This window comes from Aeromicrobium choanae, assembly GCF_900167475.1.
In the GTDB taxonomy this organism is placed as follows: Bacteria; Actinomycetota; Actinomycetes; order Propionibacteriales; family Nocardioidaceae; genus Aeromicrobium; species Aeromicrobium choanae.
In genome coordinates, this window is the sequence record NZ_LT796768.1 from 1,924,240 (window position 1) to 1,938,330 (window position 14,091).

16 protein-coding genes are annotated in these 14,091 nt (G+C 72.0%); 10 read left to right on the top strand and 6 right to left on the bottom strand.

The window, feature by feature from the left end:
• Positions 1–41: 41 nt before the first annotated feature.
• The gene (locus B5D60_RS09225; RefSeq protein WP_078699881.1) at positions 42–887 is read right to left on the bottom strand and encodes a class I SAM-dependent methyltransferase; all 846 of its coding nucleotides are present in this window, start codon (positions 885–887) and stop codon (positions 42–44) included.
• Between the two features lie 148 nt (positions 888–1,035).
• On the opposite strand from B5D60_RS09225, the gene B5D60_RS09230 reads away from it, so the two are divergent.
• Positions 1,036–1,707: a winged helix-turn-helix transcriptional regulator gene (locus tag B5D60_RS09230; RefSeq protein ID WP_078699882.1), complete on the top strand. Its 672-nt coding sequence runs from the start codon at positions 1,036–1,038 to the stop codon at positions 1,705–1,707.
• Here B5D60_RS09230 and B5D60_RS09235 read toward each other — a convergent pair.
• From B5D60_RS09235 to B5D60_RS09245, 3 genes are all read right to left on the bottom strand, one after another.
• On the bottom strand, positions 1,694–2,185 hold the full coding sequence (locus B5D60_RS09235) for a SixA phosphatase family protein (RefSeq protein ID WP_078699883.1): 492 nt from the start codon (positions 2,183–2,185) through the stop codon (positions 1,694–1,696). The genes B5D60_RS09230 and B5D60_RS09235 overlap by 14 nt on opposite strands.
• 125 nt (positions 2,186–2,310) lie before the next feature.
• Positions 2,311–3,678: an FAD-dependent oxidoreductase gene (locus B5D60_RS09240; protein ID WP_078699884.1), complete on the bottom strand. Its 1,368-nt coding sequence runs from the start codon at positions 3,676–3,678 to the stop codon at positions 2,311–2,313.
• A 9-nt stretch (positions 3,679–3,687) separates the two neighbouring features.
• Positions 3,688–4,023 (bottom strand): DUF952 domain-containing protein, encoded by a 336-nt coding sequence (locus B5D60_RS09245; RefSeq protein ID WP_172806312.1) that lies wholly within the window; start codon positions 4,021–4,023, stop codon positions 3,688–3,690.
• Positions 4,024–4,084: 61 nt separating this feature from the next.
• On the opposite strand from B5D60_RS09245, the gene B5D60_RS09250 reads away from it, so the two are divergent.
• From B5D60_RS09250 to B5D60_RS09290, 9 genes are all read left to right on the top strand, one after another.
• A complete protein-coding gene (locus tag B5D60_RS09250) occupies positions 4,085–4,546 on the top strand; it encodes a VOC family protein (RefSeq protein WP_078699886.1) in 462 nt (153 codons plus the stop codon).
• Positions 4,547–4,684: 138 nt separating this feature from the next.
• A complete protein-coding gene (locus tag B5D60_RS09255; protein ID WP_078699887.1) occupies positions 4,685–5,164 on the top strand; it encodes an FMN-binding protein in 480 nt (159 codons plus the stop codon).
• 4 nt (positions 5,165–5,168) lie between these two features.
• Positions 5,169–6,002, top strand: coding sequence for an FAD:protein FMN transferase (locus B5D60_RS09260; RefSeq protein WP_078699888.1), 834 nt, complete (start codon positions 5,169–5,171; stop codon positions 6,000–6,002).
• Complete coding sequence (locus B5D60_RS09265; protein ID WP_078699889.1) at positions 5,999–7,480, top strand: FAD-dependent oxidoreductase; 1,482 nt, start codon at positions 5,999–6,001, stop codon at positions 7,478–7,480. The genes B5D60_RS09260 and B5D60_RS09265 overlap by 4 nt, the downstream gene beginning before the upstream one ends.
• Before the next feature lie 54 nt (positions 7,481–7,534).
• A complete protein-coding gene (locus B5D60_RS09270; protein ID WP_078699890.1) occupies positions 7,535–7,951 on the top strand; it encodes an OsmC family protein in 417 nt (138 codons plus the stop codon).
• 57 nt (positions 7,952–8,008) lie between these two features.
• Positions 8,009–9,259: a glycosyltransferase family 4 protein gene (locus B5D60_RS09275; RefSeq protein ID WP_078699891.1), complete on the top strand. Its 1,251-nt coding sequence runs from the start codon at positions 8,009–8,011 to the stop codon at positions 9,257–9,259.
• Positions 9,246–9,959: a class I SAM-dependent methyltransferase gene (locus B5D60_RS09280; RefSeq protein WP_078699892.1), complete on the top strand. Its 714-nt coding sequence runs from the start codon at positions 9,246–9,248 to the stop codon at positions 9,957–9,959. Before B5D60_RS09275 ends, B5D60_RS09280 begins: the two co-directional genes overlap by 14 nt.
• Before the next feature lie 100 nt (positions 9,960–10,059).
• On the top strand, positions 10,060–11,040 hold the full coding sequence (locus B5D60_RS09285; RefSeq protein WP_078699893.1) for a prenyltransferase/squalene oxidase repeat-containing protein: 981 nt from the start codon (positions 10,060–10,062) through the stop codon (positions 11,038–11,040).
• Positions 11,041–11,097: 57 nt separating this feature from the next.
• On the top strand, positions 11,098–11,487 hold the full coding sequence (locus tag B5D60_RS09290) for a hypothetical protein (RefSeq protein WP_078699894.1): 390 nt from the start codon (positions 11,098–11,100) through the stop codon (positions 11,485–11,487).
• Here B5D60_RS09290 and B5D60_RS09295 read toward each other — a convergent pair.
• Entirely contained in the window at positions 11,468–12,616 is a 1,149-nt protein-coding gene (locus tag B5D60_RS09295) for a zinc-binding dehydrogenase (RefSeq protein WP_078701368.1), read from the bottom strand. The two genes, B5D60_RS09290 and B5D60_RS09295, sit on opposite strands and share 20 nt — an antisense overlap.
• Positions 12,613–14,082 (bottom strand): flavin-containing monooxygenase, encoded by a 1,470-nt coding sequence (locus B5D60_RS09300; RefSeq protein ID WP_078699895.1) that lies wholly within the window; start codon positions 14,080–14,082, stop codon positions 12,613–12,615. Before B5D60_RS09300 ends, B5D60_RS09295 begins: the two co-directional genes overlap by 4 nt.
• Between the last annotated feature and the right edge of the window lie 9 nt (positions 14,083–14,091).

Here is a 14,091-nt window from a genome sequence, read left to right on the forward strand (position 1 = left end):
GCACCGGATCGCATGATCGCGGTGGCGTTCGGCCGGTGCCGTCAGCGCACCTCGGCCGTCACGAGCAGGTACTCCCACTGCATCGTGAAGCCCGCCTCCGAGCGTGAGCCCTCGCGTTCGCCCAGGGCGGCCAGGTCGCGCTCCAGGGCGGCGGTCCGCTCCGGGTCGTCGGCATGGGCGGCGAAGGCCGCGATCGTCGGGCCGTAGTGGGCCGCGAAGTAGTCACGGAACTGCTCGCCGTCCCCGAAGTGGATGACCGGCAGCGTCTGCCGGCGCACCTGCACGTCGCCGACCCGGTCGCCGAGCAGCGACCGGACGTGCTCCTCGTTCCCCCACAGCGGCGGCGGTGAGGCGCCCGGTGGCGGCGGGGGGACGTACTGCTTCATCGTGGCGAAGAGCTGGCCGATCGTGCCCTCCGGCGTCCACGAGACGATGCCGATCCGGCCGCCGGGGCGGCACGCGCGCACCAGTTCGTCGGCGGCCTGCTGGTGGTGCGGCGCGAACATCACGCCGATGCACGACATGACCACGTCGAACGAGTCGTCCTCATAGGGCAGGGCCTCGGCGTCCGCGACGTCCCACGTGAGGTCGACGTCGGGGTGCTCGGCGCGGCCCGCCTCGAGCAGCTCGGGGGTGAGGTCGGAGGCGACGACGGTCGCGCCCCGTCGCGCGGCGCGGACCGCGGCGCTGCCCGTGCCGGCCGCGACGTCGAGCACGCGCTCGCCCCGGCCCACGGCCAGTGCGTCCACGAGGACGGCGCCCAGCGGTGAGACGATCTCGCGCGCCACGCGGGGGTAGTCGCCCAGTCCCCACATGCGGCGGTGCTTGCTCTTCAGCTCGGTGTCCTGCTGCACCGCGTCGGCGGCGGTGGTGTCGGTGGTTCCCATGGATCTTCCTTCGATGGAGTTCTTCCTCCACCCAGAGTCCGTCCGCGCGGCGCGGCGGCACCAGTTCTGTTTCTGTACCGGCCCGATCGGGTGGGTGGCGCCGGGAGGTGGAGCAGGCGCACGATGGTCGAGACGAAGGGGAAGACCCATGGCGACCTCCTACGGCCAGTTCTGCCCACTCGCGAAGGCGATGGAGATCCTCGACGAGCGCTGGACGATCCTGATCGTGCGCGAGCTCCTGCTGGGCAGCACGCGCTTCAACGAGTTGCGGCGCGGGGTGCCGCGGATGTCCCCGGCGCTGCTGTCGAAGCGGCTGCAGGCGCTCGAGCGCCACGGCATCATCGAGCACGACGCGTCCGGCTACCGGCTGACCGAGTGCGGGCGCGACCTGCACACCGCCGTGATGAGCCTGGGCGTGTGGGGCCTGCGGTGGATCGAGGACTTCGGCGACGAGGACCTCGACCCGCACCTGCTGATGTGGGACGTCCGCCGGACGATCCCGAGCGCCGCCTGGCCGCCCGGGCGCACGTGCGTGGCGGTGGAGTTCACCGACCTGGAGCGGGCGCGCCGGTGGTGGCTGGTCGTGTCGGGCGGCGTCGTGGACGCGTGCGACTACGACCCGGGCTACGAGGTGTCCGCCACCGTGCGGGCGACGCTGCGCACGCTCACGCACGTGTGGCGTGGCGACGTCTCGTGGGAGCAGGCGATGCGGGCGCGGCAGGTGGAGATCGACGCGCCCCGTGACACCCGCGCCGTGGTGCCCGACTGGTTCGGGCGGTCGATGCTGGCCGACGCGCTGGCCGCCGTCAGCGCGGGATGACGACGTCGGTCAGGGTGGCGGTACCGATGTCGAGCGCGGCCCAGGGTCCCTCGACGTCGAGGACCGCGATGGCCGACGTGGGGAAGCCGGCGCGCACGCGGTTCAGGGCCTCGGGGTCGGAGTCCTCGCCCGCGAGCCGGGCGGCGAGGCCCGGGGTGCCGGGGGCGTGGCCCACCAGCAGCACGGTTGACGCGGAGTCCTCGACGGACTGGATCGCCTCGAGGAGGCTCCCGGTCCAGCCCTCGTAGATCTCGTCGAGGAAGCGGGCGGGGGCCTCGAGCCCGGTGGCGGCGAGGGTCTCGCGCGTACGGGTGGAGGTGGAGCACAGCACCACGTCGACGGTGTCGACGTGCTCGCGGATCCAGTCGCCCGCGAGCGCCGCCTCCCGCCGTCCGCGGTCGGCCAGGGGCCGCTCGAAGTCCTCGACCCCGTCGGGGAACGCGGCCTTGCCGTGGCGCATCAGCAGCAGTCGGCTCATGCCCCGAGTCTAGGAGTGTGTGATCTCGATACGCCCGCTCGTTCCTCGCGGTGCTACTCGATCACCTGGCCGGTGATCGAGTGGCGGCGAGCGAAGCGAGACGGTGTATCGAGATCACGGAGGACTCAGCCGCGCGCGATGCCCACCATCTCGTCGCGCGGGACGACCTTCTTGCGCTCGCGCGGGTGGGTGTCGCCCTCGCCGAGGGACGTCTCGTGGGCGTCGAGCTTCTCCCAGCCCTCCCACGTGGTGTACTCCACGCCGCGGCTGTCGAGGTGGCGGTCGAAGGCCTCACGGTCGGCGAACTCCGGTGCGGGCAGCTTCGGCAGGTCCTCGACGAGCATCTTGACCGTCTGCGCCGCATCGGACTTCGTGTGGCCGATCAGGCCGACGGGGCCGCGCTTGATCCAGCCGGTGGCGTAGACGCCCTCGATCGGCGAGCCGTCGATGTCGAGTACGTGGCCGCCGTCGTTGGGCAGCACGCCGCCGTTCGCGTCGAACGGCAGGCCCGGCAGGTTGTCGGAGTAGTAGCCGATCGCGCGGTACACGGCCTGGACGGGCCAGTCCTTGAACTCGCCGGTGCCGCGCACGTTCCCGGTGCCGTCGAGCTCGGTGATCTCGGTGCGCAGGCCCACGACGCGACCGTCCTCGCCGAGGATCTCGACCGGGCTCTGGCAGAAGTGGATGTGGATGCGGTGGGGTGCGCCCGACGGCTCCTTGGCCAGGTAGTCGCCCAGCACCTTCACGACGAGCTTCTGGCTCTTGGCGGCGGCGAGCGCCTCCATCGAGCCGTGGTCGAACTCGTAGCCCTCGGGGTGCACGACCACGTCGATCGTGGGGGAGTGGCTCAGCTCGCGCAGCTCCATCGGCGTGAACTTCACCTGGGCCGGGCCGCGCCGCGCGAACACGTGCACGTCGGTGGTGGCGTTCTTCTTGAGGCCCTCGTAGACGTTGTCGGGGATCTCGGTGACGAGCAGCTCCTCGGCCGTCTTGGCCAGGATCCGCGCGACGTCGAGGCCCACGTTGCCGACGCCGAGGACGGCGACCTGCTTGGCGTGGGGCTGGAAGTCCCACTCGCGCGGGGCGTCGGGGTGGCCGTCGTACCAGTAGACGAAGTCGGCGGCACCGTACGAGCCGTCGAGGTCGACGCCGGGGATCGTGAGCTCACGGTCGCGGCGCGCGCCGGTGGCGAACACGACGGCGTCGTAGAACCCCTTGAGATCCTCGAGCTTGATGTCGGTGCCGAAGTTGACGTTGCCGAAGAAGCGGATGTCCTCGTTCGCCATCACGCGCTTGAGCGCCTTGATGATCTCCTTGATCCGCGGGTGGTCGGGCGCCACGCCGTAGCGGATCAGGCCGAACGGGGTCGGGTCGCGGTCGAGGATGTCGACGGTCACGTCGAGGTCCTCGGTCTTGGTGAGGATGTCGGCCGCGTACACGCCAGCGGGGCCGGCGCCGACGACGGCGACGCGCACCTTCCTGTCCACAGTCATGAGGCAAGCCTAAGACTCCGGGCCCAATGGTTCTGCACCCGACCGCCATCTGGACCGGCCCACGACGTAGGCCAGCGGCAGGACGCCGTGGTAGTGCGGGAACTCCTCCACGCCGCGAGGTCCGTCACTCGGTTCCCAGCGCAGGCGCGGGTCGTCCTCGGGGATCTCGACCTCGAGCAGCAGCAGGTCGGGGACGCCGGCGAAGAACCGCGCGGCGGTGCCGGCGACCTGGCCGGCGGTGGACAGGTGCACGAATCCCTCGGTGGCCAGCGAGTCGGGCTCGTACGCCGGGCGGCCCTCGGTGAGGCGCCAGCGCGCGGCGGGAACGAGGTGGAACAGCGTCACGGGGTCGATTCTGTCGCCCGGCGGGGACAGGATGGGAGGAGACCACCGAACGGAGCCCCGCATGAGCCTCGACGTGCAGATCACCTTCGACGCCCACGACACCCGGGTCATGGCCGAGTTCTGGGCGGCCGCGCTCGGCTACGAGGTGCCCGGACCGCCCGACGCCCAACTCGAGCCCGGCGACGATCCGTGGGCCGCGTGGGACGACTTCCTCGAGCGGGTGGGCGTGCCCGAGGGGCAGCGCCGCGCCAAGGCGGCCATCGAGGACCCCGAGGGCTCGCGCCCCCGGGTGTTCTTCCAGCAGGTGCCCGAGGACAAGGTCGCCAAGAACCGTGTCCACCTCGACGTCCGCGCCGCGCCGGGCCTGCAGGGCGACGAGCGGATGACGGCGCTCGAGGCCGCCGCCGAGCGGCTCGTGGCGCTGGGGGCCGAGCGCGTGCGGCGATTCGAGCCCGAGCCGCCGATGGAGGCGGGCTTCCTCGTCATGCGCGATCCCGAGGGCAACGAGTTCTGCCTCGACTGAGGTCGCGAGTCCACCTGAGAAGTCCCTGTGGGTCGTCCACGGGAGCCCCCCGGAGGTAGTGATCCGCCGAGGGTTCGCCTACGTTGGATGCACGACGGTTGAACGAGAAACCACTTCGTGTCCCGACCCAGGAGCTCCATGAACCCGACGAAGCGACGCACGTACGCCGCCCTCGCCGCCTCCACCGCCCTGCTCACCCTCGCCGCCTGTGGCAGCGACGCCGCCGAGGACGACGCGTCCTCCAGCAGCAAGACGCCGTCGGCCACCACGCCGTCCGCATCCGAGCCCGCGGCATCCGCCCCGGCCGCCGGCGGAGCGTTCACGGCCGGCGAGTACGAGGCCACCGGCTCCTACACGACGCCCGACGGCCAGACGCAGTCGATCGACGTCGAGGTCACCCTCGCCGCCGACGGCACCATCACCGAGCTCGACGCCGACGGCAACGCCGAGGGTGGCAACTCCGAGCAGTTCCAGGGCAAGTTCGAGAGCGGCATCGACGCCCAGGTCGAGGGCCGCAAGATCACCGATCTCGACGTCGACAAGGTGTCCGGCTCGTCGCTGACCAGCGGCGGCTTCAACGACGCCATCGACCAGATCATCGGCCAGGCGCAGGCCTGACCCCATGAGCTCCGACTGGCGTTTCGACGCCATCGGAACCGCGTGGTCGATCGGGACCCCCGACCCGATCGGCCCCGGACTACGAACCGCGATCACGGCCCGCATCGACTCGTTCGATCGGACGTGGTCGCGGTTCCGCGTCGGTTCGGCGGCGAACGCCCTGCGCACCTCGCGCGAGGCCGACCTCGGCCCCGACGCCCCCGCCATCCTGGCCGTCTACGACCGCCTGTTCGCGCTGACCTCGGGCGCCGTCAGTCCGCTCGTGGGCGGGGCGCTGGAGCAGCTCGGCTACGGCGCCGGCTACACCCTCACGCCGTCCGGTGAGCCCGTGCGCGTCCCCTCGTGGACCGACTGCGAGCTCGTCGGCACGGTGCTGCACGTCCCGGGCCCCGTCGTCCTCGACATCGGCGCCGTCGGCAAGGGCTGGCTCGCCGGTGAGATCGCTGCGATGATCGACCAGCCGTGCGTCGTCGACGCGAGCGGTGACCTGGTGAACCGGTCGGGAGGGGTGCTGCGCGTGGCACTGGAGGACCCCGACGACGCCGAGCTGGCGATCGCCGTGGTGGAGGTGCCCGACGGCGACGCGATCTGCGGATCGGCCAGCAACCGGCGCCGCTGGTCCGACGACGTGCACCACGTGCTCGACGCCCGATCCGGTACTCCGACCCGCAACGTCGTGGCGGCCTGGGCCGGCGGCCCCGACGCCGCCTGGGCCGACGGGCTCGCCACCGCCGCCTTCTTCGCCTCCGACCTGTCCGGCACCGGGCACTGGTGGGCGGCCCTCGACCGTGACCGGCGACTCGTGGCCCACGGGCTGCCCGGAGAGGTGTTCGCATGACGTTCCTGGATCGCCAGCTGGGCCGGTTCACGATGTACCGGCTCGTCACCGTCGTGCTGCTCGCGCTGGCCGCCGTCGCCGTGGTCCAGTCGGCCCTCGGCGTGCTCGACTCCGACATCTTCCCCGTCGACGCGCTGCTGCTCACCCTGGCCGTGATGGTGGCGACGTCGGTGCTCGTGAACCTCGTGGTCGGACGGCTCGTCGGGGCCCGGCCGCACCTCGAGTCGTCGGTCGTGACCGCCCTGATCCTGTGGTTCCTCTACTGGCCCTCCACCCACGCCGAGCAGCTCGGCTGGCTCGCGCTGGTGGCCGCCCTCGCCCAGGTGTCGAAGTACCTGATCACGTGGCGCGGGCGTCACCTCGTGAACCCGGCCGCCGCGGGCGTCGTGCTGTCGGTCCTGCTCGGCTGGGTCACGGGCTGGCCGGTGCCGTTCACGGGCTGGTGGGTCGCCAGCGAGTCGTTGTTCTGGTTCGTCCTGGCCGGTGCGCTCCTGGTGCTGCACCGCACGCGCCGGCTCGCCCTCGGCGCCGTGTTCGCCGTCGTCGCCGTCGCCGCCACCGTGTGGTGGCAGGTCGGCATCGGCGCGGGGCTCGAGGAGGCGATCCGGTTCACGCTCTACTCGACGCCCATCGTCTTCTTCGGCGGGTTCATGCTCAGCGAGCCGCTGACCCTGCCGCCGCGCCGGACGCAGCAGCTCGGCGTCGCGGCCCTCGCCGGCGTCCTCTTCACGTGGCCGCTGCTCACCTCGCGGATCTTCGGTGAGCCCTGGACGACCGAGCCGTTCACGAGCACGTACGAGCTGACCCTCGTCGTCACGGGCCTCGTGGCGTTCGCGCTGCGGCAGGGCTCGCGGACCCTGACCCTGCGCGAGCGCCGGCGCCTCGGGGACGACGTCGTGGAGTACGTCTTCGCCGCCGATCGTCCCCTGCGGTTCGTCCCGGGCCAGTATGTCGAGCTCGACGTGCCCCACGGCCGCGTCGACACCCGGGGTCGCCGCCGGATGTTCAGCGTCGTGTCCGCCCCGGGCTCCGAGGTCGTCGTCGCGACACGGCATCCCGAGCCCGGCTCCTCGTACAAGCGCGCCCTGGCCGCCGCGTCGCCGGGCGACCGGATGCGGGTCACGGCGGTCCACGGCGACTTCGTGTGGCCGTCGACCGGTCCGATCCTGCTGGTCGGCGCGGGGATCGGCGTCACACCGTTCCTGAGCCAGCTCGCCGCCCACCCGGGCCGCGACGTGGTCGTCGTCCTGGGCGAGCGCGAGGACCAGCCCTACGTGGCCGAGCTCGAGGCCTCGGGTGCCCGCGTCGTGCGGATGCCCGTCGAGGAGGTCGGCGGGGCCGCCATCTCCGACCTCGTGCCCGACCTGTCGGATCGCACCGCCCTGGTGTCGGGTCGGCCCGACTTCGTCGACGAGGTCGCCCGGAGCCTGCGAGGGCGCGTGCGGCGGGTCAAGCGCGACCACTTCCTGGGCTACTGAGCCCGGCCGCCCTGCGGGGTTGTCAGGGACCCGGAGCGGGCGCACGATCGAAGGATGAGGATCACCGCGACGGTGCACCACGAGCCGGGTCGTCACGAGGTGACCGTCGCGACCGACGGACGCGAGACCGAGCTCGAACTGCCGGCGCGCGACGACGGTCCGGGCTCGGCCGTGAGCGGCGGCGAGCTGCTCGCCGCGGCGCTCGCGACGTGCTTCCTCGACGACCTCCACCGCGAGGCCGGGAGGCGCGGCATCGAGATCGGGGCCGTGGAGGTGGTGGTCGAGTCCGAGTACGGGGACCGCGGCGTGCCCGCCCGCGACCTGACCTACGAGGTGCGCGTGCGGTCCCGGGCGGACGCGGGGCTGGTGGCCGACCTCGCGCGGGAGACGGACCTCCTCGCCGAGGTCCACGCCACCCTCCGCGCGGCGTGCGACGTGGAGCTGCGCAGCGTGCAGATCAGCGCCCCCTGAGCCGACCGCCGTCCGACCCGGCACAATGGGTTACCCACGAGTACCCGAGGAGGCCGCGTGCGGATTGCACTGTTGTCCTACCGCAGCAAGCAGCACAGCGGTGGGCAGGGCGTCTACGTGCGCAACCTCAGCGCCGGACTGGCCGATCTCGGGCACGAGGTGACGATCTTCTCCGGCCAGCCGTACCCGGAGGACCTGCACCCCGAGGTGCGCCTCGAGAAGGTGCCGAGCCTCGACCTCTACCGTGACGACGACCCGTTCCGGACGCCGAGGCTGCGCGAGTTCCGCGACTGGATCGACGTCCTCGAGTACCTGCAGATGCTCACGGCGGCGTTCCCCGAGCCGCTGACGTTCAGCCTCCGCGCGCGCCGGCTCGACCTGTCGGGCTTCGACGTCGTGCACGACAACCAGTCGCTCGGGTTCGGGCTGCTGTTGATCAACCGGCGCCAGCCGTTCCTGGCCACGATCCACCACCCGATCAGCCGCGACCGCGCGCTCGACATCGCCGCCGCTCCGCTGCGCAAGCAGGTCACGACGCGCCGCTGGTACGCGTTCGTGCGGATGCAGGCGTTCGTGGCGCGACGGATCCGCACCATCCTGGGCGTCTCGTCGGCGTCCGCCGGCGACACCGTGGCCGACTTCCGGCTGCGCCCCGAGCAGATGACCGTCGTGCCGCTCGGCGTCGACACCGACCTGTTCAGCCCCTCGGACGAGCGGGTGCCCGGCCGGCTCGTCGTGGTCGCCAGCGCCGACTCGCCGCTGAAGGGCCTCTCGCACTTCCTGGACGCGGCCGCCAAGCTCAGCACGGATCGCGACATCGACGTGCAGCTGGTGTCGAACCTCGACCCCGACGGCACCGCGTACCAGCGGATCCACCGCGGCGACCTCGCCGGCACCGTCACGGTGCACAGCGGCATCTCCGACGAGGAGCTGGCGGCGCTGATCTCGTCGGCGCAGGTCATGGTCGTGCCCTCCCTGTACGAGGGCTTCAGCCTGCCCGCGGTCGAGGCGATGTCCTGCGGCACGCCGCTCGTGGCCAGTGCCGCCGGCGCGCTGCCCGAGGTGGTGGGCGACGCGGGGGTGCTCGTCGAGCCGGGCGACGTCGAGCAGCTCGTCACGCAGATCGGCCGGCTGCTGGACGACCCCGCCGAGCGCGAGCGGCTCTCCTCGGTGGCCCGTCGCCGGGCGATCGAGCGCTTCAGCTGGCTCGCGGTGGCCCGCGCCACCGCACAGGCCTATGAGAAGGTGATCGGCGATCACCGTGCTCGCCAGTCCCGGGACGGAAGGAACCCCCATGCTGACCGTTGACTTCGACCGACTCCGGGTGGGTCGCGGCACGCGCTTCATCGACGTGGGCGCCGGTGCTGGCCGTCACTCCTACGAGGCGCTGCGCCGCGGCGCGCACGTCACCGCCTTCGACATGGACGAGGTCGAGCTCAAGGGCGTCGAGGACATGTTCGGCGCGATGGCGCTCGAGGGCGAGGTCCCGCCCGGCGGCAGCGGCGAGATCAAGGTCGGCACGATCCTCGACATGCCCTACGAGGACGGCTCGTTCGACGTCGTCCTGGCCTCGGAGATTCTCGAGCACGTGCCCGAGGACGTGCAGGCCATCAGCGAGCTCGAGCGCATCCTGGCGCCCGGCGGCATCCTCGCCGTCACGGTGCCGCGCTGGATGCCCGAGGCCGTGTGCTGGGCCCTTTCGGACGAGTACCACGCCAACGAGGGTGGCCACATCCGGATCTACAAGGCCGACGAGCTGCGCGGCAAGCTCGAGGCGACGGGGCTGCGATTCACGCACCAGCACCACGCGCACGCCCTGCACGCGCCGTACTGGTGGATCAAGTGCGCGGTCGGCGTCGAGCGCGACCAGCACCCCCTCGTGCGCGGCTACCACCAGCTGCTGGTGTGGGACATGATGAAGGCCCCTCGCACCACCCGCTGGGCCGAGAAGGCCCTCAACCCGGTGCTCGGCAAGAGCGTCGCGCTGTACTTCCAGAAGCCGTTCTGATGCCCGATCCCCGCCCCACTCTCCACTTTTGGAACGCGATCAACCGTCCTCGGGCGGCTGAAGGTGTATCCCGTTCCAAAAGTGGAGTGAGGTCGGCTCGGTGACGCCGGCCGAGGCCCAGCAGACCGGGAAGTGGATCGCGTCGGTCCAGCTGACCAGCGGCGCGATCCCGTGGTTCGAGGGCGGTCACCTCGACCCGTGGGACCACGTCCAGGCTGCGATGGGGCTGGCCACGGCGGGCCTCGTCGACGAGGCGGTCGCGGGCTACGACTGGCTCCGGCACGCGCAGCGACCCGACGGGTCGTGGGGCCGCAAGTATTGGCCCGGCGCTGATGACGACGGCGTCGAGGAGCCCGAGACCGACGCGAACTACTGCGCCTACGTCGCCACGGGCCTGTGGCACCTCGAGCTGCTGGGCGTCGACGGCCGAGGGTTCTTCGAGATGCTCGAGCGCGCGGTCGACGTGGTGCTCGAGCTGCAGGTCGGTCACGGCCCCGTGGCCTGGGCCCGCGGCGTCGACGGCAAGGTCGCGGGCGAGTGCCTCGTCACGGGCAACTCCAGCATCGTGTTCAGCCTGCGGTGCGCCGCCCGGCTGGCCGAGCGCTGGGGCCACCCGCGCCCGCACTGGCAGCACGCCGCCGACGGCATCGCCGAGGCCCTGACCCACCGGCCCGAGCTGTTCACGCCCAAGCCGCGCTTCTCGATGGACTGGTACTACCCGGTGATGACGGGCGTCCTCGACGGCGCGGCCGCCACGGCTCGCCTCGACGAGCGGTGGGACGAGTTCGTCGTCCCCGAGTTCGGCGCGCGCTGCGTCACCGTGAACCCGTGGGTCACCGGCGGCGAGACGCTCGAGCTCGTGCTCGCCCTCGTGCGTGCGGGCCGGCTCGACGCCGCGACGTCGCTCTACGGCGACATCCAGCACCTGCGCGATCCCGACGGCGCCTGGTGGACCGGGCTGGTCTACAACGACGGCAAGCGCTGGCCCGTCGAGCAGTCCACGTGGACCGCCGGCACGGCCCTGCTGGCCCACGACGCCCTCACCGGCGCCACCCCGGCCGCCGGCTTCATGGGCCGCTGAGTCCTCCCACTGGGGCGATCCGGGGACACGACGCGCCTGCGCTGGGAGACTCTCGGCATGGAGGCCGAGGGACGACCGCGGACGCTCGGCGCGATCGCCAGGTCATGGGCGCTCGGTGGCTGCCTGCTGGGCATGCTCGTGGCCTGGGTCGTGCTGATGTGGCCCGGCGAGACTCGCTGGGCGATCGCCGTCATCGGCGCATGCGGCTTCCTGGGTCTCCTCCTCGGAGACTTCGAGGACGCATTGGACGGCGGACTGCGGGCCTCGAGTACGGCGCTCCTCATCGGCGCCGCCGCTGCCCATGAGCTCGGGCACGTCGGGCTGGCCACGGTGGTCACGGGCCTCGCCATCGCCATCACGTTGGTGCCGGAGGAGAAGGTCCGAGACCGGCGGGCCCGGCGGAGGATGCCGCCGCCGGAGTGGCCGGTCACCTCGTCGGATCGATGAGGATCTTCGCGTGCCGCTCGGGGTCGGCGAGGTCGTCGAAGGCCTGCGCGACGCCGTCGAGGCCGACGGTGCCGGTGTGCAGCGGGGTGGGGTCGACTCGGCCGTCGGTGATCATCTCGAGCGTCTCGTGGAACTCGTGCGGCTGGTAGCAGAACACGAACCGCAGGTCGAGCTCCTTGTTGACGGCCATCGTCGGGCGGAACGTGTCGGGCTCCATGCAGACGCCGACGACGATGATGCGCGAGCGGATCGGCGCGTGGGTGACGAGGTCCTCGATCACGCCGGGCACGCCGACGCACTCGAAGACCACCGGGCCGCGAGGCGTCTGGCCCGCGCGCTCGGCCACCTTCATCACGCGCTTCCACGGCACGCCGCGCACGCGCCGCAGCATCCGCATCGCGTCGATGCCCTGCCCGAAGTAGTCGGGCGCGGAGCTCAGGTGGGTCGCCGGGCGGGAGTAGGCCTCCCACGGCGACTGGACCGCCGGGTCGACCACGATGTCGGCGCCGCAGCGCTGCGCCAGCGCACGGCGCCCGGGGGAGTAGTCGCTCGCGACGACGGTCCTCACGCCCGCGGCCTTCAGCATGAGGATGACCGCGAGCCCGATCGGCCCGCAACCGATCACCAGCGCGACCTCGCGCTTGCGGATCTCGCTGCGGTTCACCGCGTGGTGGGCGACCGCGAGCGGCTCGGTCATCGCGACCTGGTCGGGGTCGGCGCCGGCCGGCACCTCGAACGTCATCGCCTCCTGCGCGAGCACGTACTCGGCGTACCCGCCCGGCGCCTGCTCGGACAGGCCGGTCATGTCGACCTGCCCGTCGCGCTTCAGGACGGGCAGCGCCACGACCGGTGTGCCGACGGGCCACCGCTTGCGGCACTTGGGTCCGTAGGCGACGACGGTGCCGGTGAACTCGTGACCCATCACGACGTGGTGGGCGCGCCGCATGAAGCGGTCGTAGTCGACCTCGACCGCCACGTCGGCGCTCGCGTCGGCGTGGACGCGGGCGTGCAGGTCCGAGCCGCAGATCCCCGAGCGCGTCACGGCCACGAGCACCTGCCCGGGTCCGGGCTCGGGGGTCGGCAGGTCGACGACCGTCAGCTCGCCCTCGTGGACGCTGACCGCCTTCACGCCCGGGCCTCCGCGCGGTCGGGGGCGGTCCACACCAGCCCGTCGTCGAGGTCGGCGCGGTTCGTCGACCAGGAGTCGACGAGGAAGTTCTGGCGGAACGACCACGGGTACGCGTCCGTCGCTCGGGGCATGAGGTGGGCGCCGCGCTGCAGGTAGCCCGACTGCATGTCCATGAGCGGGGTGGTGGGGCCCGAGCCGGTGAACTCCGGCACCACCGAGCTCGCACCGGAGTCGACGAGGCGCCGCAGCACCCGCGCGACGAGGCGCGACGTCAGGTCCGAGCGCATCGTCCACGACAGGTTGATGTAGCCCACGCAGAAGGCCAGGTTCGGCAGTCCGGTGAGCATCGTGCCGTGGTACGCGAAGGACTCTGCGGGGTCGCGTGGCTCGCCGTCGACGCTCACCTTCGCCCCGCCGAGGATCTTGATCGACAGGCCCGTCGCGGTGACGACGATGTCGGCCGGGAGCACCGTGCCGTCCTCGAGCCGGACGCCCTCGGGCACGAAGCGGTCGATCCGGGCGGTGGTCACCGACGCCCGGCCGGCCTTGATGGCGGCGAAGATGTCGCCCTGCGGCGTGACGCACAGGCGCTGGTCCCACGGGTCGTACGGCGGGTTGAAGTGCTGCTCGGCGATCTCGGCCGATCCGGTGCCGTGGGCGACGCCCTTCAGCAGCAGCGAGCGCATGGCCTTCGGCGCACGCTGGCACGCCTGGAACAGCGCCCACTGCAGCAGCATGTTCTTCGTGCGCACCACGTGGTGGGCCACGGTGGGCGGCGCGATCTTGCGCACCACGTCGGCGATCGGGTCGCCCTTCGGCTGGGCCAGGAGGTAGCTCGGGGTGCGCTGCAGCATCGTCACGTGCTCGGCGGTCTCGGCCATCGCCGGCACGATCGTCACCGCGGTCGCGCCGCTGCCGATCACGACGACGCGCTTCCCCGAGTGGTCGAGGCCCTCGGGCCAGAACTGCGGGTGCACGAGGGTCCCGTCGAAGTCCTCCACGCCCGCGAAGCCGGGGTCGTAGGGGGAGTCGTAGTCGTAGTAGCCGGTGCACGTCACGACGAACCGTGCCGACCACGTCTCGGGGCCGTCCGGGCCGCTGGCCTCGACGCTCCAGCGCGCGTCCACCGACGACCAGTCGGCGGAGTCGACGCGCCGGCCGAAGGCGATGTGGCGGTCGATGCCCGCCTCGCGCGCCGTGTCCTCGAGGTACTCCAGGATCTGGTCGCCGTCGACGATGGCGTCCTTGCCGCGCCACGGCCGGAACGGGAACGCGAGGGTGAAGAAGTCGGAGTCCGAGCGGACGCCCGGGTAGCGGAACAGGTCCCACGTCCCGCCGATCCGGTCGCGCCGCTCGACGATCGCATAGGTCAGCTCGGGGCACGCCTCCTGGATCCGGTAGGCCATGTTGATGCCGGACAGGCCGGCTCCGACGATCAGGACGTCGACGTCACGCTGCAAGGTCATGGACTGATT